The organism is Staphylococcus hsinchuensis, from assembly GCF_038789205.1.
Taxonomy (GTDB): domain Bacteria; phylum Bacillota; class Bacilli; order Staphylococcales; family Staphylococcaceae; genus Staphylococcus; species Staphylococcus hsinchuensis.
In genome coordinates this window covers 921134-946515 of the sequence record NZ_CP128355.1, presented here as the reverse complement: position 1 = coordinate 946515, position 25382 = coordinate 921134, and the positions used below count along the sequence as shown (strand labels likewise).

At 34.4% G+C, this 25382-nt stretch carries 31 protein-coding genes and 2 pseudogenes; 12 read left to right on the top strand and 21 right to left on the bottom strand.

What is annotated here, in order from left to right; all coding sequences use genetic code 11:
* Positions 1 to 2 precede the first annotated feature (2 nt).
* Entirely contained in the window at positions 3 to 986 is a 984-nt protein-coding gene (gene pta, locus QQM35_RS04675) for a phosphate acetyltransferase (protein ID WP_342610557.1), read from the bottom strand.
* A 225-nt stretch (positions 987 to 1211) separates the two neighbouring features.
* On the opposite strand from pta, the gene hemQ reads away from it, so the two are divergent.
* Positions 1212 to 1961, top strand: a complete 750-nt coding sequence (gene hemQ / locus QQM35_RS04670) for a hydrogen peroxide-dependent heme synthase (protein WP_251518719.1) — start codon at positions 1212 to 1214, stop codon at positions 1959 to 1961.
* A gap of 517 nt (positions 1962 to 2478) precedes the next feature.
* On the opposite strand, the gene QQM35_RS04665 is transcribed toward hemQ, so the two are convergent.
* The 6 genes from QQM35_RS04665 to QQM35_RS04640 all read right to left on the bottom strand — a co-directional run bounded on the left by QQM35_RS04665 (position 2479) and on the right by QQM35_RS04640 (position 7546).
* Positions 2479 to 3858, bottom strand: a complete 1380-nt coding sequence (locus QQM35_RS04665; protein WP_251519075.1) for a DHA2 family efflux MFS transporter permease subunit — start codon at positions 3856 to 3858, stop codon at positions 2479 to 2481.
* A 113-nt stretch (positions 3859 to 3971) separates the two neighbouring features.
* On the bottom strand, positions 3972 to 4442 hold the full coding sequence (locus tag QQM35_RS04660) for a MarR family winged helix-turn-helix transcriptional regulator (protein ID WP_251943384.1): 471 nt from the start codon (positions 4440 to 4442) through the stop codon (positions 3972 to 3974).
* 142 nt (positions 4443 to 4584) lie between these two features.
* Positions 4585 to 6060 carry an APC family permease gene (locus QQM35_RS04655; protein ID WP_342610556.1) on the bottom strand — a complete coding sequence of 492 codons (1476 nt, stop codon included), beginning with the start codon at positions 6058 to 6060 and terminating at the stop codon, positions 4585 to 4587.
* A gap of 62 nt (positions 6061 to 6122) precedes the next feature.
* Entirely contained in the window at positions 6123 to 6485 is a 363-nt protein-coding gene (locus QQM35_RS04650; protein ID WP_251519074.1) for a DUF423 domain-containing protein, read from the bottom strand.
* A gap of 24 nt (positions 6486 to 6509) precedes the next feature.
* Positions 6510 to 6887 carry a DUF5327 family protein gene (locus QQM35_RS04645; RefSeq protein WP_342610555.1) on the bottom strand — a complete coding sequence of 126 codons (378 nt, stop codon included), beginning with the start codon at positions 6885 to 6887 and terminating at the stop codon, positions 6510 to 6512.
* Positions 6888 to 6889: 2 nt separating this feature from the next.
* Positions 6890 to 7546, bottom strand: a complete 657-nt coding sequence (locus QQM35_RS04640; protein WP_251518711.1) for a uracil-DNA glycosylase — start codon at positions 7544 to 7546, stop codon at positions 6890 to 6892.
* A 176-nt stretch (positions 7547 to 7722) separates the two neighbouring features.
* Between QQM35_RS04640 and thiD the strand changes: the two genes are divergently transcribed.
* Positions 7723 to 8553, top strand: a complete 831-nt coding sequence (gene thiD / locus QQM35_RS04635) for a bifunctional hydroxymethylpyrimidine kinase/phosphomethylpyrimidine kinase (RefSeq protein ID WP_251518709.1) — start codon at positions 7723 to 7725, stop codon at positions 8551 to 8553.
* Positions 8554 to 8775: 222 nt separating this feature from the next.
* On the top strand, positions 8776 to 8952 hold the full coding sequence (vraX, locus tag QQM35_RS04630) for a C1q-binding complement inhibitor VraX (RefSeq protein ID WP_251518707.1): 177 nt from the start codon (positions 8776 to 8778) through the stop codon (positions 8950 to 8952).
* 579 nt (positions 8953 to 9531) lie between these two features.
* On the opposite strand, the gene QQM35_RS04625 is transcribed toward vraX, so the two are convergent.
* The 8 genes from QQM35_RS04625 to nagB form a co-directional block, all read right to left on the bottom strand.
* On the bottom strand, positions 9532 to 9621 hold the full coding sequence (locus QQM35_RS04625) for a type I toxin-antitoxin system Fst family toxin (protein ID WP_251518705.1): 90 nt from the start codon (positions 9619 to 9621) through the stop codon (positions 9532 to 9534).
* Complete coding sequence (locus QQM35_RS04620; protein ID WP_251518703.1) at positions 9608 to 9886, bottom strand: hypothetical protein; 279 nt, start codon at positions 9884 to 9886, stop codon at positions 9608 to 9610. The genes QQM35_RS04625 and QQM35_RS04620 overlap by 14 nt, the downstream gene beginning before the upstream one ends.
* A 1-nt stretch (position 9887) precedes the next feature.
* Positions 9888 to 10250, bottom strand: a complete 363-nt coding sequence (locus QQM35_RS04615) for a hypothetical protein (protein WP_251518701.1) — start codon at positions 10248 to 10250, stop codon at positions 9888 to 9890.
* The gene (locus QQM35_RS04610; protein WP_342610554.1) at positions 10222 to 11364 is read right to left on the bottom strand and encodes a thiolase family protein; all 1143 of its coding nucleotides are present in this window, start codon (positions 11362 to 11364) and stop codon (positions 10222 to 10224) included. Before QQM35_RS04610 ends, QQM35_RS04615 begins: the two co-directional genes overlap by 29 nt.
* Positions 11361 to 12731, bottom strand: a complete 1371-nt coding sequence (locus QQM35_RS04605; protein WP_342610553.1) for an AMP-binding protein — start codon at positions 12729 to 12731, stop codon at positions 11361 to 11363. Before QQM35_RS04605 ends, QQM35_RS04610 begins: the two co-directional genes overlap by 4 nt.
* Positions 12732 to 12986: 255 nt before the next feature.
* On the bottom strand, positions 12987 to 13535 hold the full coding sequence (hxlB, locus tag QQM35_RS04600; protein ID WP_251518694.1) for a 6-phospho-3-hexuloisomerase: 549 nt from the start codon (positions 13533 to 13535) through the stop codon (positions 12987 to 12989).
* 1 nt (position 13536) lies between these two features.
* A complete protein-coding gene (gene hxlA, locus QQM35_RS04595) occupies positions 13537 to 14169 on the bottom strand; it encodes a 3-hexulose-6-phosphate synthase (protein ID WP_251943390.1) in 633 nt (210 codons plus the stop codon).
* Positions 14170 to 14289: 120 nt separating this feature from the next.
* Positions 14290 to 15012: a glucosamine-6-phosphate deaminase gene (gene nagB / locus QQM35_RS04590; protein ID WP_251943392.1), complete on the bottom strand. Its 723-nt coding sequence runs from the start codon at positions 15010 to 15012 to the stop codon at positions 14290 to 14292.
* Between the two features lie 333 nt (positions 15013 to 15345).
* Between nagB and QQM35_RS04585 the strand changes: the two genes are divergently transcribed.
* The 3 genes from QQM35_RS04585 to folE2 are packed head-to-tail and all read left to right on the top strand — an operon-like array spanning position 15346 to position 17309.
* Complete coding sequence (locus tag QQM35_RS04585; RefSeq protein ID WP_251518688.1) at positions 15346 to 15738, top strand: YojF family protein; 393 nt, start codon at positions 15346 to 15348, stop codon at positions 15736 to 15738.
* 12 nt (positions 15739 to 15750) lie between these two features.
* On the top strand, positions 15751 to 16416 hold the full coding sequence (gene bshB2 / locus QQM35_RS04580) for a bacillithiol biosynthesis deacetylase BshB2 (RefSeq protein ID WP_251518686.1): 666 nt from the start codon (positions 15751 to 15753) through the stop codon (positions 16414 to 16416).
* A gap of 14 nt (positions 16417 to 16430) precedes the next feature.
* Positions 16431 to 17309 carry a GTP cyclohydrolase FolE2 gene (gene folE2, locus QQM35_RS04575; RefSeq protein WP_251518684.1) on the top strand — a complete coding sequence of 293 codons (879 nt, stop codon included), beginning with the start codon at positions 16431 to 16433 and terminating at the stop codon, positions 17307 to 17309.
* Between the two features lie 242 nt (positions 17310 to 17551).
* Here folE2 and QQM35_RS04570 read toward each other — a convergent pair whose 3' ends face one another.
* The 3 genes from QQM35_RS04570 to QQM35_RS04560 all read right to left on the bottom strand — a co-directional run bounded on the left by QQM35_RS04570 (position 17552) and on the right by QQM35_RS04560 (position 19382).
* Complete coding sequence (locus QQM35_RS04570) at positions 17552 to 17851, bottom strand: hypothetical protein (protein WP_342610552.1); 300 nt, start codon at positions 17849 to 17851, stop codon at positions 17552 to 17554.
* 12 nt (positions 17852 to 17863) lie between these two features.
* Positions 17864 to 18928, bottom strand: coding sequence for a hypothetical protein (locus QQM35_RS04565; protein WP_342610551.1), 1065 nt, complete (start codon positions 18926 to 18928; stop codon positions 17864 to 17866).
* A 139-nt stretch (positions 18929 to 19067) separates the two neighbouring features.
* Positions 19068 to 19382, bottom strand: coding sequence for a hypothetical protein (locus QQM35_RS04560; RefSeq protein ID WP_342610550.1), 315 nt, complete (start codon positions 19380 to 19382; stop codon positions 19068 to 19070).
* Positions 19383 to 19427: 45 nt separating this feature from the next.
* On the opposite strand from QQM35_RS04560, the gene QQM35_RS04555 reads away from it, so the two are divergent.
* Positions 19428 to 19856 carry a DUF1433 domain-containing protein gene (locus QQM35_RS04555; RefSeq protein WP_342610549.1) on the top strand — a complete coding sequence of 143 codons (429 nt, stop codon included), beginning with the start codon at positions 19428 to 19430 and terminating at the stop codon, positions 19854 to 19856.
* Here QQM35_RS04555 and QQM35_RS04550 read toward each other — a convergent pair.
* Positions 19853 to 20131: a hypothetical protein gene (locus QQM35_RS04550; protein WP_342610548.1), complete on the bottom strand. Its 279-nt coding sequence runs from the start codon at positions 20129 to 20131 to the stop codon at positions 19853 to 19855. The genes QQM35_RS04555 and QQM35_RS04550 overlap by 4 nt on opposite strands.
* A 43-nt stretch (positions 20132 to 20174) precedes the next feature.
* On the opposite strand from QQM35_RS04550, the gene QQM35_RS04545 reads away from it, so the two are divergent.
* From QQM35_RS04545 to QQM35_RS04535, 3 genes and pseudogenes are all read left to right on the top strand, one after another.
* Positions 20175 to 20603 (top strand): DUF1433 domain-containing protein, encoded by a 429-nt coding sequence (locus QQM35_RS04545; RefSeq protein WP_342610547.1) that lies wholly within the window; start codon positions 20175 to 20177, stop codon positions 20601 to 20603.
* Between the two features lie 53 nt (positions 20604 to 20656).
* Positions 20657 to 21194, top strand: a pseudogene (gene bshB2, locus QQM35_RS04540) (bacillithiol biosynthesis deacetylase BshB2); the annotation flags it as partial.
* Positions 21195 to 21296 (top strand): annotated as a pseudogene (locus QQM35_RS04535) (GTP cyclohydrolase, FolE2/MptA family); the annotation flags it as partial.
* A gap of 271 nt (positions 21297 to 21567) precedes the next feature.
* On the opposite strand, the gene QQM35_RS04530 reads toward QQM35_RS04535, so the two are convergent.
* Together QQM35_RS04530 and QQM35_RS04525 are read right to left on the bottom strand one after the other, a co-directional pair.
* The gene (locus QQM35_RS04530) at positions 21568 to 21789 is read right to left on the bottom strand and encodes a hypothetical protein (protein WP_251518682.1); all 222 of its coding nucleotides are present in this window, start codon (positions 21787 to 21789) and stop codon (positions 21568 to 21570) included.
* Positions 21790 to 21791: 2 nt separating this feature from the next.
* On the bottom strand, positions 21792 to 22979 hold the full coding sequence (locus tag QQM35_RS04525) for a DUF418 domain-containing protein (RefSeq protein ID WP_251518680.1): 1188 nt from the start codon (positions 22977 to 22979) through the stop codon (positions 21792 to 21794).
* Between the two features lie 141 nt (positions 22980 to 23120).
* Here QQM35_RS04525 and QQM35_RS04520 point away from each other — a divergent pair, with 141 nt between their 5' ends.
* Positions 23121 to 23780: a response regulator transcription factor gene (locus QQM35_RS04520; protein WP_251518678.1), complete on the top strand. Its 660-nt coding sequence runs from the start codon at positions 23121 to 23123 to the stop codon at positions 23778 to 23780.
* 4 nt (positions 23781 to 23784) lie between these two features.
* On the top strand, positions 23785 to 25263 hold the full coding sequence (locus QQM35_RS04515) for a sensor histidine kinase (protein ID WP_251518676.1): 1479 nt from the start codon (positions 23785 to 23787) through the stop codon (positions 25261 to 25263).
* Positions 25264 to 25382 lie beyond the last annotated feature (119 nt).

Here is a 25382-nt window from a genome sequence, read left to right as displayed (position 1 = left end):
AATTACAGTGTTTGAGCTGCAGTAATGATTGATAGATTAAATACGTCTTCAGTTGAGCAACCTCTTGATAAGTCATTAACAGGTGAATTTAACCCTTGTAATACAGGACCTACTGCATCATAACCGCCTAAACGTTGTGCAATTTTGTATCCAATATTTCCAGCTTCTAAACTTGGGAAGATGAATACATTTGCGTTACCTTGAATATCAGCTTCTGGCGCCTTTTTCTTAGCTACTTCTGGGACAATAGCAGCATCAAATTGGAATTCACCATCGATTTGGACATCTTCCAGTTGTTCTGATTTAAGTTTATCTTTAGCAAAGTCGACAGCTTGAGCAACCTTTTCAACGTCATCTGATTTTGCTGAACCTTTAGTTGAGAAGCTGAGCATAACTACGCGTGGATCCATGCCAAAGCTTTTAGCCGTTTTAGCACTTTCAACTGCAACTTCTGCTAAATCCTGTGCTTCTAACTTAGGATTGATGGCACAGTCACCAAAGACATATTGTTCGTCTCCTTTAATCATGAAGAAAACACCTGATGTTTTAGAAACGCCTGGTTTAGTCTTAATAATTTGTAATGCAGGACGTACCGTATCTCCAGTAGAATGTGCTGCACCACTCACGAGGCCTTGTACTTTACCAGTGTAAACGAGCATTGTACCAAAGTAATTGACATCATTTAACATATCTTGTGCTTGTTCTTCGGTTGCTTTACCATTACGACGTTCAACAAATGCATTGACTAATTCTTCTTTTAATTCACTTGTTGCAGGGTTAATGATTTCTAATTGTGAAATATCTAAACCTTTGTCATTCGCTAAAGCTTTAATGCTATCTTCATCACCTAATACAATTGGATTTACGTAATCTGTTTGGTGCAACTCTGTAGCTGCTTTTAACACACGCTCATCTTCACCTTCAGGCAATACAATACTCACTTGTTTACCTGATAGCTTGTCTTTTAATACATCTAATAAAGTCATAGTGCCCTCCTAGAATTTAAAATTATTCCTTTTATCAGTATTATACGTCATATTTTTATATAATGCCATGACACTAATTTGAGAGAGGAACAGAAATCGAATTTTCTAAATAAAGTTTTCGAGTCCCACCTAATTGATAAAGAGGCTGAGACATCTATATTTGTCCCAGCATCCTTTTATGATAAAATTTACGTGTATACAAATGTTAAAGAAGGAGCGATTTAAATGCCACAAGCACCAGAAACTTTAGACGGTTGGTACAGTTTACATTTATTTTATGCTGTTGACTGGACAAGCCTACGTTTAGTACAAGAAGAAGAAAGACAACAACTTGTTGAAGAGTTACAAGCATTTTTAAACAAACACGAAGAAGCACGTACAAACAACGTTGGTGATCACGCCTTTTATAATATTACGGGTCAAAAGGCCGACATTTTACTTTGGGCATTACGTCCTGAAATGAAAGATTTAAACCAGTTTGAGAACGAATTTAACAAATTAAAAATCATGGATTTCTTAATCCCTACTTATTCATTTGTCTCAATTATTGAATTAGGCAATTACCTAGCTGGTAAATCTGATGAAGATCCATATGAAAACCCACACATCAAACCAAGATTGTATCCAGAATTACCACAATCAGAATACATTTGCTTCTATCCAATGGATAAACGTCGTAATGAAACATATAACTGGTATATGTTACCTTTAGAAAAACGCCAAGAACTTATGTATAATCACGGCAAAATCGGTCGTCAGTATGCTGGTAAAATCAAACAATTCATCACTGGTTCAGTCGGTTTCGATGATTATGAATGGGGCGTGACGCTTTTCGCTGACGATCCATTACAATTTAAGAAGATTGTATATGAAATGAGATTCGACGAAACAACAGCACGTTACGGTGACTTCGGTAGTTTCTACGTAGGACACATTCTTAAAAAAGAAGAATTGCAAGGATTTTTCGAACTTTAACGTTAAAACTTTATAATATTAACTAAAGCCACATCCAATGTTTAAACATTGAATGTGGCTTTTTATAAATTGCTTCGTATTTACTTTGGAAATATAAATAGTAGCATTGAATTGTCCGAAACAGAAGGGAGTGGGACAGAAATCGAATTTTTAATAAAGCTTTCGTAGTCCCACCCCGGCAAGGATGACTAGAATTGAAAAAAGCTTGATATAAGCGCATTTCAATTTAGACATCTACTGCCAATTTGACAAAGAGTCTGAGACGCCTATTTTTGTCTCAGACTCTTTAAGTGTGTGTTTGGGAGAACTTTAATCACACTTAAACTTATTAACTGCTACTATCATTGTTACATTGTCGCTACTCAATAAACATATAAAACAGTTAACTACTTATATATTATCCGATATAATATTTTTGAAACATAATTGTCTTGTAAAAAGTGGTGACACTATAAGTTAGATGGTAACTTAAAATAATATGTCTGTCATCTTACTTGTTCAAGGCCATTTCTATGTTTTAAACTGCGTTGTTTTCACCATCATCCATCGATTTTAAAAACAAAGCAGGCACTATAATAATCATTAATATTATTATCGAAATACCGAAGCCTAGATGATAAGCAGTAGCTATATTTAAATTTGATACATGTACATATGTTAAGGCCGCGGAAGTGATCGATGCCATTAAAGCAGATCCAAAACTAGAGCCAATATTTTCAATCATATTAATACCTACACCCGCTTCAGATATGGCTTTAGAGTTCAGTCCGATATAAGCAGAATTAGTTAATGGCAACATAATACCTCCAACAAATAAACCACGTATAAACAATGCAATCACATCAAAAATAATAGGTGTAGATTGCGAGATAAAAATAAACGGCAAAGTCCCAATTACTGAACAACTGACACATATAATAATTACAATTTTCGCACCATATTGGTCAGTTAGACGTCCAATATACGGTCTTGCTATAAGCATACCAATACCTTGCGGCATGAGTAACATCGCTGCTTCTGTTTCATTAAAGCCATTAATTTGTTGAAAGAAAATAGGAAATAAAATCATCGGACCGAGGATAGCAATGTTCGCTAAGAATAGTCCTAAACTAGATAAACCGTAATTTCTCTGTTTAAATAATGTCGTAGGTAACACAGTAGCGTAATTTTTCTTACGATTATAAATTAAATAGATAACAGCTAGTACGATAGCACTCAAAAATGTCACTATTGTTTCAAAATTAGTGAAACTTGCTTTTTTCGAAGCTTCGGTCACGCTTTCTATGAATAACACGCTGATGAGTGATAACAAAATCACGCCTAGGATGTCTAACCTTTTAGAACGATTAATCGGTGAAAACGAAGGCAATTCCTTAACCATGATAGGTACTAACACCAAAGTGATTATGACATTAATAAAGAAAATCCAGTGCCATGAGGCCATATGAACGATGAATCCACCTAACACTGGTCCAAATATAGGACCAAGTATCATCGGCGTGCTCACGATTGCCATAACTCGGCCTAAATATTGTTCTCCTGCAATTTTAACGAGCATCGTCGACATTAAAGTCGTAATAATACCTGCACTAAATCCTTGAATTAGCCGTAATATAATGAACATTTGAATCGTCCAACTCAACCCCAAACCAATTGATACGAGACCAAATAGGGTTGCAGCAAAGATGAAAACCTTTTTACTATTAAATTGGTCCATGAACCAACCTGAAATCGGCACGGCAATCGCCAATGCCAATACATAACCTGTTATGCTCCATTGTACGATGTCCAATGGTACTTTAAATTCTTGGGTCAATTGATTCACTGCGATATTCACCATAGTAGAATCTAACATCGGCGCAATTGCTCCCAAGGCAAGTGCCCATGCTGGTTTCATAATATCGGCAGGAATCTTTGTAGATTGTTGAGACAAAAACAACCCTCCTTTTTGTTTCTCCGTCAACAAAATATAACGTATTTTTGTTTCCTATTCAACAAAAAGAAAGGCGATTAATTATTTTTTTGTGTCCCTTTGCCTTCAATTTCTTCAGTTAAATGTTGATTGTATTTTTCAAAAAACGATAACATTACTTCATACTGTTCATCCGTAACTTGGTCAAATACTTCAGCATCTCTTTCACGAAATTGTTGATGCAAACTTTCATGTTTATCGAAAATAGCTGTCCCTTTATCAGTAAGTTTAAAATAGACTTCTTTTTTATTGTGTTCATCTTGGTAGCGTTGAATCGCATCCTTATCTATTAATTTCTTCGTTAATTTACTTATAGCGCCGCGCGTCATAAACATATTGTAAGATAAGTCACTGACATTCGGTTTTGCATGTCTGCCTATTTCTTGGATACAGTGCACCTCGCCTGACGTATATCCAGCTAACTCTTGTTCCATAATCGGTTTATTTAATAATACGATTTTGTTATAAACCTGTCTGATTTCATTTAATAATTGTTCTTCCTTATCCATAAGTTTCACATCCTTTTCATTGCCTTTAACGTGTTTATCATTATTATGACCAATTTTCCATATATTGAAAAGAAGTTCATTTGTATACCTATACAAAAAGAGTCTGAGACATCTATTTTTGTCCCAGACTCTTCATTTATAATTATTTATTTGACTTCGTACCTTTAACCATTTTATTTACTTCACTTTTAGATTTATTTAAAATCAATTTACTTAACGTGTCGTTGTCCATTTTCTTCAATTTAGGATAACGGATGATAAAGAAGATAAGTCCTATTAAGAACCAACCAGCTAAAGCGATATATGATGGCATTGATAAACCTGCTGGTGAAAATGGCACTAATAATAAAATTAAGAATGCTAATGACATGATTGAACCTATAATTGCAAATGTCTTATATATCGGTGCATATGTCGGACTATTTTTATCATAGCTAAATAATCGAACTGCAGACAAGCAAGTAACTAAATAAGCGATAGACACACCAGAAGAAGACATGTTTACAATCCATGTTAATGCTGTTCGACCTAACCAAGGTGCGATTAGAGTTATAGCTACTAAGAAGATAATCGCAACGTAAGGTGTTTTATATTTTCTGTGGAGTTTACTGAACATTGAAGGCATGATACCTGAACGTCCCATTGAGAAGAGTAGACGGCTTGAGCTCATTAAGAAACCGTTTAGTCCAGTAAAGATTCCCATAATTATCGCAATGGCTAAAATGGCTAAACCGATATATCCGAATGCACTTTGTGTCACGGCACCTGTTAACCAAAGGTCACTCTTGCCGCTTGATTTACTGTGCAACCATCCAGTATAAAGTAACATTAATACGTATGTGAAAGCTGCTGCTAATAAACTATATACTATTAGTTTAAATGTCTTATTTGGTGAAAAATCAAATTCTTCTGCTGTTTGTGGAATATTATCGAATCCTACATACGCCCATGGTGCTATCGCAACGATAGAGATGATTGATAAGAACCAACCCTGTTTTTCACTTTTAAGTGGCTGTAAATTATCCAATGAAAAACCATGACCGAAAAATGAGCCAATGAATAATAATACAATTGTAACTACCATAGCCACACAGAAGTAATATTGTAACGATCCTGAAACACTCGTACCTTTAATGGCAATGAACATAAAGATTATTAATAGTACGGATGCAATAAGAATTTCCGTAATATAGACGTCCCATCCTGCAATGGTGTATAACTTACCATGTTCTAACACGCCCGGCATTAAGAATTTAATCAATAAACTAAATGCGGTTGCGTTCAAGGCTACTACACATATGTAGCCAAACGTTAAAAACCAGGATGAGAAGAAACTGACGTATCTACCAAATCCTAAAAAACTAAATGCGAAAGCGCCACCAGAAACTGGAAAGCGTTCAACTAATGCACCATAACTGACTGCAATGAGTATCATCAATAATGCACCAATAACAATACCTATTGCTGATGCGATTGGACCTGCTTTATGAATCCAATCACCTGGTAGGATAAATGCCCCCCATCCTATACAGGACCCATAGGCAATTGCCCATACAAACTTCTCTGATAGATTTTGTTTTAAATCTCCTCTATCAACTTGCCTTTCATTTTTGCCCATAAAAAAATTCACCTCATGGGTTGTATTATAACCAAAAGGTGAATCCTTAAACAACGTAAATTTTACAATTTAAAGGCAGCGATAACGAGTAATAACCAACTCACGATGAATAACACACCGCCGATTGGAGTAATCGCACCTAATATACGGATTTGAGTTAGTGCTAATACGTATAGTGAACCACTGAAAAATACAATACCAAAGAACATTAACCAACCTGCCCAATTAATATGAATGGGTGTTGTACCGGTAATAATTCCAAGTAGGATTAATCCTAAACCATGATACATTTGATATGTTGTGGCTTTCTCCCAAACATTCATGTATTTATCAGACAGTTTTCCTTCCAAACCGTGTGCACCAAATGCACCTGTTCCTACTGCCATAAGAGCATTGAGCGCTCCTAGAATAATAAAAACTTTCATCATAATATGATTATCCTTTCTCTATTAGAAATCAAAAATTGAATCTCCATTACCTATGCCATCGTCCGTCTTAAGGTTAGACGATGTCGTCATATCTGACGAAGAATGGGATTGAGCTGACTTAGATGGTACTTTCGCCCCCATCGCTTTCAGTTCTGCATCAGAAATACTCTGATTCTTAGAAACTTGCTGTTGTGAGGGTTGTGTAGCTGCTAACTCCGTAGAACTTGGTGTTTCATATAAATCAGTATGTTGTGAACGTTGTCCGCTTTTATCGGTAGCAATCAATTCCGTCAATTTATAAATCGCATACATATGCTTTTCAAATTCTACCTCTGATGTGGACTTATCTGCAGAAACGAGTTCTTGTTCTATTAACTGAATCATTTTCTCTTTTTCCATAGTTATTCCTCACCTTCGCACCAATTTACAGGTGTAATATTGTGTGCCTGTAAGTATTCATTCGTCCTAGAATACGGTTTCGATCCTAAAAAACCTCTATGAGCTGATAACGGACTGGGATGCGACGATTTAATAATATGGTGTTTCGTTTGATCAATTAATTTAATCTTTTGTTGCGCAGGTTTACCCCACAAAATAAACACAACATTATTCAACTGTTCAGAAATGGTCTTAATCACAGCATCCGTAAATACTTCCCATCCGATATTACGATGAGAATGTGCCTCTCCTTGGCGAACGGTAAGCACTGTATTTAATAATAATACACCTTCACGTGCCCAATCTTGCAAATGTGGAGACACGCGACAACACCCGATGTCAGCTTCTAATTCTTTATACATATTTCGTAATGATGGTGGAAACTTCGCGTTAGGTTGTACTGAAAACGCCAAACCATGCGCTTGATTCGGGCCATGATATGGATCTTGACCTAAGATTACGACTTTAATATCTTCAAATGGCGTTAAGTCGAACGCTTGATATATATTCTCCCTATCAGGATAAACGACTTGCGTTGTATATTCCTTTTCCAGAAAATCATGCATCTCTTGGAAATCATGTTGGGAAGTAATTTCGTGAAACACCTCTGACCATTCCATTAAACATCTCTCCTTACTTGAATATATTAACATATACGCACTATCCGTGATTATCTTTTATAATTATGGTAATTTCATTTTATGTATAAAACAAGTACCAAGAGAACGATAAGATTTAGAATAGTCGATAATCGTGGTATGATATAGATAAAAATTTAGTGAGGGAGTGATTTTTCATGGCATTGAAAAAAACACTAACAATCGCCGGTTCAGATACAAGTGCCGGTGCAGGCATGCAAGCAGATTTAAAGACATTCCAAGAATTAGGAACTTATGGCATGGTAGCCTTAACATCCATCGTAACTATGGATCCAAAGACGTGGTCACATGACGTCACACCAATTCCATTTGAAACCTTTAACAAACAATTAGAAACAGCTATTTCTATCCAGCCTGATGCGGTTAAAACAGGTATGCTTGGCACACAAGAAATTATTAAACGTGCCGGAGAAGCCTTCTCGGAGTCTGGCGCAACATACTTTGTTGTCGATCCAGTAATGGTATGTAAAGGGGAAAATGAAGTACTTAACCCGGGAAATACAGATGCGATGATCGAATATTTATTACCAAAAGCAACAATCGTGACGCCTAACTTATTTGAAGCAGGTCAATTATCAAATTTAGGCACGTTGAAATCTATTGATGATATGAAAGAAGCGGCTAAAGTGATACACCAACAAGGCGCGCAACATGTCATCATTAAAGGTGGTAAAGCGTTAGATCAAGAAAAATCATACGACCTTTACTTCGATGGAGAGCAGTACTATCAATTAACTACTGATATGTTCCAACAAAGTTATAATCACGGTGCAGGTTGTACATTTGCAGCTGCAACGACGGCATATTTAGCAAATGGTAAATCACCTAAAGAAGCTGTAGTAGCAGCTAAAGCATTCGTCGCTTCAGCAATAAAAAATGGTTGGAAGATGAACGAATTCGTTGGTCCCGTTGACCATGGTGCATACAATCGTGTAGAACACATCGATGTAGAAGTTACTGAAGTATAGAGTTAAGTTATAACCCGTTCACATCCCATGTGGACGGGATTTTTTGTTGATATAAAAATGCGCATTTTAAAAGAAAAAAAGGATGCTTTAATAACGCTATATTTAAACAAAATATAAACTCCGTCGTAAGTACCATCCAAATTTGATACTACGGCCTCATGTTAAATATTGAAATTTGTATTAATCTATAAAGTGTAGAGAGAGAAAGGAGGTTATAACAACATGATTATCTACAAACAGACCATTGAAAACGGCAACCCAATTTATGAGATTATCACCAAGAGTTTTAAATCAATATCTGTTAAATTCGATGAAAGCTTTAGTAAAAATGAGTTATACAAGTTACTCTCTCTACTTGAAGGTGACGTTGATAATATGAAAAGTTTAAATTATCAATAACACTTTCTATCAATCGAATGAGAAATACAGACGAAAGCTCCAGAGACAAATTCATAAGTTTAAAACCCCTACTAAAAATATATGAAGTTAAGATATGAAATTATAGTAATTTTGTCCCTATTACTATAGTTTCACACATATCCCTATAAACACTCACCCTATAAGATAAGTGACACAGAGTCAGACAAAGTTGTCCCCTTTGCTTAGCTTGGAGAGCATCTCGAAGCAATTCTGACTCCAGTGTCACTCTTTTTGTATGACCTTTACCTTACTCAATATTATTCACCTGTAAATGGATTACGCTAAAAAGCACAGAAAAGATATATAGAGTTATGAATCAGCTAAATAAAGTGTTTATAGATCGCTCATTATAAAGCTTTTTATACATAGTATCGCTACACAATTCAAAGTGATAATCACTGTTAGAAACCCTATATTATTTCCACCTCCTGTATAGATAATCGTTTGGTATTCCTACCCACTATGGTGTTATAATTCAAGTAACAAAGATGTCGTGCAGGTATGCACCACCCCCTCACTATGCCAGTAGTGAGGGGATTTTTTTGGTATGACTAGTCACTATTTATCATTGCGTTTGCGTAGCCAGTTCGCAAATAAACCAACGATACAACCGCTTGTAGATGACAGAACTTGTTTACATTCCGTCACCCTTTTTATTAATAATTTGAAACTTTAGCTTTTCTTGAATATCCGAAACTATAATTTTATCTTTTTCTAAAAATTCTACTTTGAATTCTTCATATACATAAATACTTTCAATGTATTTAATCCTGTATTCAGACCAATTGATATTTAAGTTTATAAAAACGCTTTGCACGATCATTTGACCTGGCACCACTTTCGCATGCACAGGGTTTTTATCATTAACTATAGTAAGGTACCTTTCAACTTCTTCGGGAGTAAAATGCATCATTTTAAATCTCCTCCAAAAACACTTGTGTAATAGAAATACACTTTTCTCTATTTTTATTTATTTCTAATTTAAAGGTATATTTCATAAATTGTCTCACCTTTGATTGATTCAAAAAATACAAATGTGCATGATACCGTTCATTAACATATAAGGTTTGTAGTTGCTGAACTTCTGTTTCTCTCAAGATTAAATTTTTATATCTAAATGGTTGAAACAATTGAAACTCAGGCCATAATTTCGCACAAAATAGTGGTGCAACTTGAGTGAGCGGTTGAATACCAAATAATTGATTATATGCTTTAACTTCTGATGCATCGAATTCAATTTCTAATAACTCATGACCATCTTTCAAATAACGCTGCATTGCCAATACCTCCACCGATGCCCATCGTCGCAATCGTCCGATAGTAGTTTTCCATATAAAATAAACGCGTTACGAGTGCTGCACCACTTGCTCCATATGGATGCCCCGTTGCAAGTGCGCCTCCAAACAAGTTTAATTGCTCATCAGAAATCCCTAATAACTGCTTACTTGCCAAGACTTGTGAGGCAAACGCTTCATTCAATTCCACCGCTTCTATGTCATTTATTGTCAATTGTTGTCTATGTAAAAGTTGTTTAACTGCATTTACTGGACCAATACCTAATATTGTAGGATCAACACCAACCGTTGCACTATCTATAAATCTCATTCCTGTTGTAAATCCAAGACTTTCCGCAGTTTCTCTCTCCATAATGAGAAGTAATACTGCCCCATCATTCTTCATACAACTATTACCAGCTGTCACGGTCCCATCCGTTAATAATGGTTTTAACCGACCGAGTAAAGCAGGCGTCAACCTAGATTTAACACTTTCGTCTTGTTGAAATATAGTTGTTTTTGCCTTTACAGGTATAATTTCTTGGGAAATAATATCTTGCTCATAAGAAGCTATCGTTTTTTGGTGACTCTTCCATGCATATTCATCTTGGGCTTGTCGAGAAATATTATAACGTTGCGCTACATTTTCAGCCGCTTCAATCATCGAAACATCTTGCCCCTCAGGAGCGAATGACGCGCGCTCGAAAAACGCAGGCGTTGGTGCATCATAAACAGATTGGGGCCTCTGAATCTTCCAAGGTGCTCGACTGGTACTTTCTACTCCACCTACGATATAAATCGAACCTGCTTGCGCTTGAATCATACGACAAGCAGTCGTAACTGCATCTAACCCTGAACCACACTGTCTATCTATAGTGACACCAGGGATGGATTTAGACATCCCTGCTTCTAACAATGACTTTCTCGCAATATTGCCGTCATTACCCACAACATTCCCTAAAATAACATCATCCACTTTCGCCATTGCTTCTGGATAATAAGACTGAAAGTGTTGAAATAAAGGTTTAAGCAACATTTCAGGCTCTATGTGTTTCAATGTGCCCCCAAACTTACCGAATGCTGTTCGTTTTGCTGCAACAATCACTGCTTCTTTCATGGCTTATACCTCCCATTTAAATACAAAGACTTCATTTCTGAGCGCGCAATTTTACCACTTGCAGTATAGTTCATACGAGGAACTTGAATTATTTTAGAAGGTATTTGATAACGTGCTAATCGATTTGATAAATACGTTCTTAGCGTTGATTTTGAAAGAGTTTCTGAGGCGGTATACAACATACACGCAATTTCACCAAAGCGATGATGAGGCACCCCCATGACCACTACTTCTTCTATTTCGGGATACGTCATCGCTACCCTTTCAATTACTTGTGGGAACACGTTGCGACCTCCAATTATCATGCGATCATGCTTTCTTCCATGTAGAAATAAATAGCCGTTACAATCGACGGACGCATAATCCCCTGTTTCAATCCAATCAAGTGAATGCATCGATCCACTATCTACGTATCCACTAAATACCATATCACTACACACCTGTAATAACCCTATATGATGTTCATCTTGATGAGATAATTTAACTTCTACATTTGAAAATAACTTCCCAACAGAATGGGTAGGCGCTTGATTATCATAGTTATAACTAATAAAACTCGCTTCTGATGTGCCGAAAAATTCTATCAATACACTCTTTGGAAAGGTATGTCTTACTCTTTCTCTAAAATGGTCATGCAATTTATCACCAGTAGAAAAAATATGATGCGTTTGTGTTAGCTCATCTTTTGTAGCCGTGCACGCTGCGAGCATCGTAGGTACTAAAAACATCGCCACGTTTTGTTGTGCTTGCTCAATATTTTGTAACAAACGTTGGGCATTGAAGTGATGCTGGCCTTCAAAGGTTCTACCACTATATAAAGCATAAACACAAGCATAGAGTGATAACGAATGAGATAAAGGACCAGGAGCCACAATCGTTTCAATTTGATTTAACATCAATGATTCATTCTCTTCAAAAGAAATAATCCACGAATATTCATTTCTATAATAAGCCTTAGGTAAACCTGTTGTACCTGATGTAAATCCAATATGTAATAATCCCTCTATGTCGGATGTAAATTGATTTGTTACGTCCTTATTAATATGTACACGCTGTGTATCATCTACTAAATACGATAAACCGTAATGTCGAATCAATTGATCTTGTTGTTCTCGAGACCAACGATGATCTAATAAACACGGCACACATTCATGCATTAATAATGCTAAATAATATATCATCGTATCCATGGGATGACTTAACGTAAGTCCAACATAAGTTTGTTTAGGAATATGTGCTATGCGATGTTTAATCTGCATTACTCTGTCGTACAATTCTCCATAGTTCAAAGTAGCTTGATCAAATCTAAAAGCACATTGATGAGGGCGTTCTTTTGTATATCGTTTTAATCGATTTAATAATTCCATAATCACACCACTTTTGTTAACTTCGATACAAGTTATCTTAACATTAATTTCTACAATTTGTCTTTTCATCCTATGTGGTAACACGTAACATATTAATCCCAAATAAGCATTATATTGAATCAATTTATGGAAACCATATATTGAATAATCCCATTTTCAACCTTTAAAGTGGAACTTCATCCCAAAAGCAATCAATTTAAAAACAAAAAAGGCATACTCACTAATGAGTATGCCTTGTCTATTGATTAATAAAGATTATTCTAAATTTGCGTGATTACTTTGCATCGTTGTTTCATCGACTTTAAGTGATTTCATTAAGTCTAACACAATACTGTCTAAAAATATTTGTGCAGATTGTTCAAATAAACTACCTAAAGGTTGTGAAGAACCTTCTATGTCATATTTCGTGCCTGCAGGTAATTCAATGACTGCATTTGCTAATTCACCAATAGCCGACTCTGGCTTTGTTGTGAGTAATACAACTTCAGCACCTGCTGATTTCGCTTTATCCGCAAGTAAACGTAAGTGCTCTGTTGAACCAGAACCTGATGCTACGACGAATAAATCATTTTCAGAAATCGATGGTGTTGTTGATTCCCCAACAACATGAGCTTGTTTACCCAATTGGTTTAAACGCATTGCAAAGCTGTTCGCTACGAAACCTGAGCGTCCTTTACCTGCAACAAATACACGTTCACTTTCTACGATACGGTTTAAAAATGTCGTTGCTTCATCACCATTTACATGGGATAATGTTTGTTCTAATTCATCGAGAATTAATCGATAATTTGTAAATTCAGTCATATTATTTACCTTCAATCGCATCTCTGCATTGTTTTGCAGCTGCTACTGGATCGTCAGCATTGGCAATACCGCCACCTACAACAACTAAGTCAGGATCTTCTGCTACGACTTCTTTAATAGTTTCTGGCTTAATGCCTCCGATAACAGCTACTTTAGAGTTATTTATTACTGACTTAACTTGACGTAAGCTTTCTAATGGTGATTCACCTTCTGCTTGTAAATCATAACCTGTATGCACTGCGATATAATCTGCACCTAATTCATCTAATTCTTTCGCACGTTTTTGTAAATCTTGTACAGCAATCATATCTACAAGTAATTCTTTATCATTTTTATGTGCTTCTTCAACTGCTGCTTTGATTGAAGCATCTTCTGCAACACCTAAGATTGTAACTACGTCTGCACCAAATTTAACTGCTTGGCTTACTTCGTAGTCTGCAGCGTCCATGATTTTTAAGTCGGCAAGCACTTTAACACCATCAATGTTATCATTTAAATGTTGTACAGATGGTAAACCTTCATTAATCACAATCGGTGTACCAATTTCTACGATATCTACATAATCTTTCACTTTATTTGCAAGCTCTGCAGCTTCTTCTTTATTTAATAAATCAATTGCTAATTGTAATTCCACTTTAATCATCCTTTCCATTGTTTAAAATGTTCCATAAGTCATGATTAAATATCCCTATTAAATCAATGCTTTTACATTGTTTTCGTACCCTTTTGCATACAATTTAAACGCTAGCCACGTTTAAGGCATCGCCTCATCGTCCACATACACCTCAACATTAGGATGCTCATGTAAGATTGTAGCTGGAACATCAGGATTCACTTTACCCTCTTGTAATCGCATCATTGCTTCTCGTTTAGATTTACCAAAAGCTAATAAAATAATACGTTTCGCTTTAAAGATTGAATTCAATCCCATGGAGATAGCTTGTTTAGGTACTTCAGCTTCATTATCGAAATAACGACTATTCGCTTTAATCGTACTTTCAGTTAAATCTACAACATGTGTTGGACTATCGAAAGGTGTCCCTGGTTCATTGAATCCGATATGACCATTTTCACCAATACCTAATATTTGTATATCTACAGGCCCCTGTTGATTAATTAAACTTTCATAACGTTCCGCTTCTTCTTCTAAATCAGGTGCAACGCCATTGGGTACATGTATTAAATCCTTTGAAAAATGAGGATAAGGATTAAATATAATATCTTGCATATAATGGTGGTAACTTTCTGGATGATCTTGAGACAGACCGACATATTCATCTAAATTGAATGTTTCTATTTGTGACACATCTTGCTTATTTTTTAACAATAACTCTACGAGATAATGATAAACTTCTATCATTGTCCCTCCTGTAGCTAATCCTAATATACTTTTTGGTTGTTCACTGATTTGGTTAAACAGTTCACATGCAACATAAAATGAAGCGTGATCACGAGAACCTAAGTTTGTTATTTTCATAAAAGTACAACCCCCTATGTCATTGAATCAACAAATATATTCACAATCTTCTTAATTATCTAAGTTTCGAACTCACCTTCATTATACGTCTTTAACTATGGAATAAAAGCATTGCGATGAGTACTTTAAAGTCTTATCAATATTTTAAAATTCTTTACAGAAATTGAGCAGAGATATACATTTATTTAACTTTTTCTAGTAAAATAGACAGATAAACATTTCACAATTACATTGTATATAATTTGAGTTAAATAATTAAAATGCCAGTTGACAATCAAAGTGATCGAACTCATCATATATATATTACGATAATTATTATTATTTATTGGGAAGATGTCAGGTTCAAACGAGCAAGGAGGCAACACTTTGGAACAAATAAATGAACAGAAAGTACAAGAAATCCTTTCTTCATACGCAAACCAACCTGTCTACTTACACGTAGAAACGACAAACGGGGCATACGCTGCACACTTTGATCAACGTGTTTTTAATGCAGGTACTTTTTTAAGAAATATCCAAGTCACATACGAACATGCGCAACTTAAAGGTGGAGACAAAGACCCATACAGAGTTGGGCTTAAATTAAAGGATAACGGTTGGACTTATGTTCAAGGGTTAACACATTACGAAATAAACGAGAGAGGCGAATTCCTCTTAGCAGGCTTTAACTACGAAGGTCAACTTGCGGCTGCACTCGAAATTAGCACGCAACCATTTCATGTATAAGGAGGTCGAATAATGGCAGAGGACAGTCAAGTATTAGTTATATTTCCACATCCTGATGATGAAACTTTCTCATCTGCTGGAACATTAGCTAGATATATAGATAACGGCGTACCCGTAACGTATGCTTGTTTAACACTTGGACAAATGGGACGTAACTTAGGCAATCCGCCATTCGCAACACGCGAAACGTTACCTGACATTAGAGAGAAAGAGCTAGAAGACGCAATGGACGCAATTGGCATTACTGACTTACGTAAGATGGGATATCGTGATAAAACGGTAGAATTTGAACCTCACGAAGAAATGGATGCGATGGTGAAATCACTGATTGATGAATTACAGCCATCAGTCATCATTTCATTTTATCCTAAATTCGCAGTACATCCGGATCATGAGGCAACTGCTGAAGCCGTGGTACGCACAGTAGAACGCATGCCTAAAGCAGAACGACCACGCTTACAACTCGTAGCATTTAGCAATGATGCACCTGAAAAACTAGGCGAACCTGACATATTAAATGAAATTGGTGAATACAAAGACGTTAAATTACGTGCATTCGAAGCACATGCATCACAAACAGGTCCATTCTTAAAACAATTAGCAACACCAGATGTCGCTGGAGGCGCACAAAGTTTCTTAGAAGTTGAACCTTATTATATATATAACTTTGAATCTTAAGTGGAGGCAATAGCATGACTGAATTTGATTTATCTACAAGAGCAGGTCGGTGGAAACACTTTGGTTCCGTCGACCCAGTAGAAGGTACGAAACCGACAAATAAAGAGCAGATGACAGATTTACAAAGCACACATAAAAATTTCCTATTTGAAATAGAAGAAGTTGGAATTAAGAACTTAGTTTACCCTGTGCTTGTAGATCGTTTTCAAACTGCAGGAAACTTTAGCTTTTCAACAAGCTTAAACCAAGACGAAAAAGGCATTAACATGAGCCGTATTCTTGAAAGCGTAGAGAAACACTATCATAACGGTATAGAACTCGATTTCAACGCACTTTACCAAATCTTACGTAGCTTACAAGAGAGCATGCAACAAAATGCAGCCGGCCTTGATGTCTCAGCAAAATGGTTCTTTGACCGTTTAAGTCCTGTAACACAAATTAAAGGTGTCGGACATGCAGATGTCACTTATGGTTTAGCAATCGACCAAGATCAAGTGACGCGTAAAGAGGTGACGATTGAAGCGGCTGTTACAACACTTTGTCCATGTTCTAAAGAAATTAGTGAGTATTCTGCGCACAATCAACGCGGTATCGTAACTGTGAAAGCCTATATCGATAAAGATACTGAACTGATGGATAACTTTAAAGAGACGATACTAGATGCGATGGAAGCGAATGCAAGTTCTATCCTCTATCCTATCCTGAAACGTCCAGATGAAAAACGTGTCACTGAACGCGCATATGAAAATCCAAGATTCGTTGAAGACCTTATCCGTTTAATCGCTGCCGACTTAGTAGATTTAGATTGGATCGAAGGTTTCGACATCGAATGTCGTAACGAAGAATCTATTCACCAACATGACGCATTCGCGAAGTTAAAATATAGAAAATAAGCAAGAGGTCGGGACAAAAGCGTTTAGAATTTGAGCAGAACCGTACAAAGAGGCGAAACTGTTCTTTAGTTTAACGAATTGTACGAGTTTCTGTCGAAAATTCTGCTTTTGGTACGCCGTATATCGGTTTCCCAGCGCACAAAGTCAAAATGTCCCAGCCCCCTCACAGATATAACAAACGCCATTGAAACAAGCTGTACGCAGTTCCAATGGCGTTTTTTTAGTTTGACTATTTTATTAAATTAATTAACCCGAATAGATTTTAACAACGCATCATAAAGTTGATCCATTTGTTCATGCTGATGTTTGAGCTTATCTATATTAGCTTCAGCGGCATCACTCGCTTCACCTTCGAATAATTCTTTTAAATTATGGTTTGAACGATTCAACATATTAAACATTTCATCTACTGCTCGATGTTTAGAATCCAATCTAATTTCTTCCTCATCAACCATTTGTTCCGTTTCAGCACGCATGGTTTGCTTTAATTGGTCTAAACGTTCAAATTCTTGTCTTTTTTTCGTTTCCTCTTTCGAATCCACCTTTATCACCCCTTAAAATAAACCAAAACGACCACTCGTTTCGATATCCTTTTCTACAAATTGATCTACAACATAATCTAATTTTTCTGCAAATTCCATGAGATTCTTATGATTGTGTTCCACCTCTTGTTTCGCATCTTCCATTAGACGATGATTGTGGAAACGCCAAGAACCGGCTGAACCACTCTGCGACAGACGCTTCATATAACGTTCTAAATCGCCCGGCGTGATGTATTCATGCGAACCACTTCTGAGCTCAGATTCATACTTATCTAATATACGTTCTGCCTTACGCCCCGTATTTTCTTCAAATTGCTCGAATCCATGCATCACTTCATCATACAAATAACGATGACTACGCAACATTTCAACGAGTTCTCGTACACCCTCAATTAAAATTTTGATTTCTCTACCCGAACCACGGGCGCCTCCTGAACCAATGCTAACAGATGATTTTGTACCGCCATTCCCCAAAACGTTGATGACTTCATTATAGAAAGCATACGCATCATTTTTGGTTTCAGATCCTTCATCTTGTTGAGTTAATTTTTTAAAATATGCCATTGCTCTACTCATGAAAAGCGCATTAGGACTGATACTAAAAAGTGATGTCGACAGCATTTTCTTTAATAAAGTGTTCCTGAACTTTTGACGATCCTGTTTAATTTCTGCATCACTCATTTCGATTGCATTGCCCTCTTTATCAAATTGGTTATATGTATTGATTAAATGTTGCTTAATAAAAGGAAAAAGTGATACTGAATCATCAGCAGTATATGGTGTCTTAACATCTTTGCCAATTCTCGGCTGGAAGAAAGTTAGAGAATTTACGATGTCAAAATCATGACCAATATTTTTTATTTTATCATCGTAAACACCTTGATCAATGTCTTTTTGGACATCTGCTGAAAACGCACCATTTGGATTAGGTGCTGCGAAGGTCGTCGTATTTTCAAAGTCGTATTTCACACCATTATATTGTGCCAGATAGCCACCCAAACTGTGTCCACTGCCATAAAATTTACTATTCGGATATTTCTTTTTTACAGCCGCCGTAAATGCCGCACTTTCATCCATTTGATTTGGAGGTTGGCCCCAATTTTTCGCATTGAAATTTAAGTTGTTATGTATAAATGGTTGATTATTATGTGTTAAATCATTATGGAAATCACTAATTAAATCTGACTTATTATAATTTTATTAATTGTTGTATTCTTTAATTTTTATACTCTTTGTCTATTATAATATTTTTTATGTTATAATCATGATAAATAGGTAATTTTGTATCTGTTTTGAGATCGTTTAGACTCAAAGCGTCTGTTCCAGCGTAGCCTATCACAATTTGACTCGTGTCTGGTTTACCATTCACAACAGGAGCAAACGCATACGCACGCAGCCCATTAGTGGTATTGTCACGTTTTTCGATGACTTGAAAATCACCTTGATTATAGGTTGAAATAGGTTCACCTACTTTAATATCATCATACGAATCATTAGCAATATAATTTTTTGTCTTATCTGTTATTTTCATATAACAAACCACCTTTAATAAATAATTATCAGGAGGACTAAAATTTTGAATAAAAATAAGCTTTTCTTTTTCCTCTTTATTGTGTTTATAATAATAATGTTAATTATTGGAGGAATCTATATCATACATAAAAAACAAAAAGATTGTTATACAAATGCACAAGAAAAAAGGATTGATTTATATTTAAACGAAAATCTAAACGGATATAAAAATCTAACTTTAACCAATACTAAAATATCCCCAATGGGAGCATTTGAAATTGAAGGTTATGTTAACCATGATAAAAAGTTAGATTTTAAGGCTTCAATTTGGAGCGAGGATAATAATCAATTTGAATATTCTATGAGTTTTTCACCTGAGTTAAGCGAAATGCTTAAACAATCTAATTCTTCGAGAAAAAAAGCGAGCGAAATCATCAAAGAAAAACATCTCAACAAAGAAGATTATGAAGCTGATCCACCACTCTTTTTCTAATGTAAAAACCACAATCTATTTTTTAGCATAAAATGGATTGTGGTTTTTACTGGAATTATTTGTATTGAACTTTTATTTCTCAACACAATTTGACTCGTGTCAGGTTTACCATTCACAACAGGAGCAAACTCATACGCACGCAGGCCATTTGTGGTATTGTCACGTTTTTCGATAATTTCGAAATTGCCTTGATTATGAGATGAAATAGATTCCCCAATTTTAATATCATCATACGAATCATCAGTAATATTTTTTGTTTTATCTGTTATTTTCATTCAATAAATTATGCTTATTAAATATTATTAGGAGGCTAAAACATTGAGCAAGTTTAAAAAAATCATTTTTATCTTTATTACAATTATGATATTAACAATTATCGCTGGAGGAATCTATACCTTGCATGAAAACCAAAAAAACGATTATATTAATACCCAGAAAAAAAGAATTGATTTGTTTTTAAATAAGAATATAAAAGGCTATGAAAATCTAACATTAACTACTAACAAAATATCACCAATGGGGGCAATTGAAATTAAAGGTTATGTCAATCATGATAAAAACTTATATTTTAAAGCTACAATTTGGGGCGATGAAAATAACCAATTTGAGAATTCTATGAGATTTTCACCAGATTTAAACAAAATACTTAAACAATCTAATTCTTCGAGAAAAAAAGCGAGCGAAATCATCAAAGAAAAACATCTCAATAAAGAAGATTATGAAGCTGATCCACCATTCATTTTCTAATGTAAAAACCACAATCTATTTCTTAGCAAAAAATGATTTTGTTTATTTACTGAATTTATTTGTATGGACCCTTTATTTCTCAACCTGATGATGAAACTTTCTCATCTACTGGAACTTTAGCTAGATATAAAGATAACGGCGAACCCGTAACGTATGCTTGTTTAACACTCGGACAAATGAGGCGTAACTTAGGCAACCCTCCGTTCGCGACACGTGAATCATTACCCGATATTAGAGAACAAGAGTTAGAAGATGCAATGGATGCAATTGGCATTACTGACTTACGTAAGATGGGTTATCGTGATAAAACTGTAGAATTTGAACCTCATGAAGAAATGGATGCGATGGTTAAATCTTTAATAGATGAATTACAACCATCAGTAATCATCTCGTTCTATCCTAAATTTGCAGTACACCTAGATTATGAGTCAACTGCTGTAGCGGTGGTCCATACGGTAGCACGTATGTCTAAAGCAGAAAGACCACGATTACAACTCGTAGCATTTAGCAACGATGCACCTGAAAAACTAGGTTACCCTGACATATTATAATGAAATTAGTGAATATAAAAACGTCAAATTACATGTATTTTTAGTAGATATAGATTGGATCGAAGGCTTCGACATCGAATGTCGTAACGAAGAATCTATCCACCAACATGACGCATTTGCGAAGTTAAAATATAAAAAATAAGCAAGAGGTCGGGACAAAAGCGTTTAGAATTTGAGCAGAACCGTACAAAGAGGCGAAACTGTTCTTTAGTTTAACGAATTGTACGAGTTTCTGCCGAAAATTCTGCTTTTGGTACGCCGTATATCGGTTTCCCAGCGCACAAAGTCAAAATGTCCTCCCCCCCTCACAGATATAACAAACGCCATTGAAACAAGCTGTACGCTATTCCAATGGCGTTTTTTCTCGATTTAAATAAATTGAGTATATCCACTATACAAATGAAGGATGATTTTTAACCTTTTTCGTCGCTATTTTTAAAAATACTATTCATTACAACACAAATCATGAATAAAATGATAACCACCGTAAAACTATGCGGTAGATTTTCTAAACAAAACCAACTAATATCGAAACCTGCATAATGATTTAGATTTTGAATAAAAAACCTTGTTACAAGTAAAAACGTTAAAATTACTGTCATAACACTTGTTAATTTTTCTATAATTTTTAACATGATTAACTTTGCCCCTTAGCTTTAACTTTCACTTTCCAATACGTAAACATTCTTAAAATATATTCTAAAGGCCCATATCTAAAGTATTTTTGATACCATGATGCTAAAAATATTTGAATGACATATATCCCTATAAATCCTAGAGAAGTATAAATTAGTATATTTTTCCCAAATAAGCCTAAACCGTAACTATATAATACGAGTGTCCCAATAATACTTTGCATAATGTACATTGTTAAAGACATCTTCCCCATATTTTCAAGACCTCTGAAAATTTTAAAAGTGGTGTATTTTTGATATAAATATTTGAATAAACATATATAGCCAAAAGCTAATAGTATTCCGAAAATATTATTTAAACTACCACTCACGCCTTCATTGTCTAGCCATAATATGGATGATTTTAATACTAAACTAATAGGTATTAAATATATAAATAGTTTAGACGACCAAAATGATTTTGCAGTTTTTTCGAACCATTTGTATCTTGAAAGACAAATTCCTAAAGTGAAAATAGGAATTTGTAAAAGTATGGCTCCTATAAAGAATAAACCTACTCCTTTTCCATTTCCTAATTGTTGTTCTAAGTCTTCAAACTTAGGATTTTCAGTCAAATTTTCAACATTTCTTATATCTGCATAACTTCCATTACCAAATATTTCTTTAATGTCATGAATATAATTAATTTTATCTTGAGCACTTATTGAACTCTCTGCTTGTCCAAATATTGACAAACTAAATATCAAGACAATTATAGAAAAACCTATAATCGTAAACCATTTAAAGTATTTCTTATTTAACGATATAAAAGGAATAATCATTAACATTGCAAGACCGTAAGTTGTTAATATATCCCCTTCCCAAATAAATAAGCCATGTAGTAAACCAAGTACGATTAAAAAGAACGCTCTTCTCAATAACTTTAATTTCGGTCTTTTCATTTGTCTCCACTTCATTGATTGATATAATTTATCCATTGAAAAACCAAATAAAATGGCAAATATCGGCATAAAACTGCCTTCAAATACAATCAATATCAAATTAAATACACTTTGATTTGCGGTATCTAAATGAAAATATTCTATGAAGCTATGACCTGATAAGCCAAATTGAAATATTAATAAATTGGCCATAAATATCCCTAACAAACAAAATCCTCTTAGTCCATCTGCGACTTCTATTCTTTTCATCTCTCTCACCTCAATGATGATGTTAGCAATCCAAAATAAAATCACACTTATATTAACCTTAAATGTATCTTAAATTTATAATTTCAGGTAGAAATCATTTAATTAGACATATAAAATTAAAAATAGATTGAGGTGTATAAGATGAATGGAAAAATATTAATAATAGAAGATGATCATGATATACAAACTTTAATAAAAATTGCGTTGTCGAATAAACAATTTGGCAATATTTATACTGCCGATGATATACAAAGTGCAGAAAAGCTATTACGCTCGTATACTTTTAACGTCGTACTACTAGATTTAAACTTAAAGTCGGAGAATGGATATCAACTTGTTAAATATTTAAATAATAATGTAACTAAATTAATTGTTGTGACAGCTAAAGATACTGACCTTGATGTCTATAAAGGATTTGAACATGGTGCAGTAGATTACGTTAAAAAGCCATTTGACCCAATTGAACTAGCATTTAGAGTAGGTGTACACATAGAAAAAAACAATATACATAAAAATGGTAATTTAGTCGTTAATTTTGATACTACCGATGTCTCTTTAAATGGCGAACCGATTAGTTTAACTACGAGAGAATATGATTTACTAGAATATTTTATTGAAAATAAAAATCAAATTCTTACTAAAAATCAAATATACGACCGTGTGTGGGGATATTCAGTAAGCGTGGACGACAATACGTTAATGGTACATATAAGGATGTTACGAAAGAAAATTGAAAATGATGCAAATACGCCCCAATTTATTCAAACAATTCGTGGCAAAGGCTACATTTATAGGAGCTAATCATATGAACAAACGATTTACTTTGAAAATTTTTAAATATATTTTTATATTTTTAACTATAACGTTAATCATCATGAGTATTGGAATTGTTTTGTTTTTTACCAATATAACTAAATTAGTTTATTTAGATTTAAATGAAGTAGACGAGTTTTATACAGACCTAGCAATATCTAAAAAAGGTCATACTTATGATCCAGAAGACAACTTCAAACGTATGCTAAAAGAAAAAAACGCAAAATTATATATTACCGACAATCGAGGAAATACAAAATACCCTAGTAAACATAAAAATATAAAAAAATTAATTGTTAATAACATCAATAATACAAAAGCAATTCCCTTCAGAAACAAAAACACCAACGTTATTATTATTTATCCCAAAAAAGAAAATATTAAATTGAAAAATACAAACGAAATTAATACTAAAAAATTAATAAAGAGTCTGTACATAAATAATTTAAATCCATATCAACATCACATCGTAGACGGGAAACTCAAATATACTAAAAACCCTGCAGCTAGAAAAATTATTTATGGTCAAGATGATGACTTATCCACCGTTGAAAAAAAGACACTCATATTTATATTTGTAGTTATCTTATTGTTATTCTTACTTAACTTTCTATTTGTAATTATTTTCGCAATTATTATTTCCAAACGACTTACTAAACCTTTATTTTTCTATACCGATTGGATTGCAAATTTATCAGCAGGAAAGTTATTTAAACCAAGTTCTAAACATTACAATAAAAGAAGTAAAAAGTTATTCAAAGAACTTAATGATTCAGTAGAAACACTAAATACCCAACTTACTCAAAACAGGATATATCAAAATCAAATTAACTACTATAGAGAAAAATGGTTAAATCAAATTTCTCATGATTTAAAGTCACCTTTAACTTCGATATATGGTTATGCTAGATTACTTTCAATTCAAACAGAAGATGTCCACAAACATTCAGAACTCATCGCAGATAAAGCTTCTTACATGAGTAAACTCATAAGCAGTTTGAACGAAAACTTTAAAAATGAAACTGATCAAATGAAATTGCACAAAGAAAAATTCAATGTGACAAAGACTTTCGATGAACTTATTAGATCAATCCAATATGATAAATTCAAATTAAATAACCATTTACACGATGATGAATTTTACGGAAATAAACTTTATTTCCAAAGAATGTTGATGAATTTAATTGACAATAGTATTGATCATAATAAATTCAACCCCTTCATTGAGGTCACTTTAGAAAATGATGGAGATTTTTTACTTATTGATTATAAAGACGACGGCATTGGACTCAAAGAAGATATTTTTGATCAATTATTCAATTCGAAATATACAACTAAAGAAAATAAACAGAATCATGGTTTAGGAACGATGATTATTAAAGAAGTGATAGATTATCATAATGGGAAATTTAAAATTTTACCAACAGAAAAAGGAGTACATTTTAAAATTTACTTAAAACATGATCATTAGCATTTTAACAGTAAATAATCATCCACTAATACACAAACGTAGTATTAATGACGAGTCTCCTGAGGGAGCAGTGCCAGTCGAAGACCAAGGCTGAGACGGCACCCTAAGAAAGCGAAGTC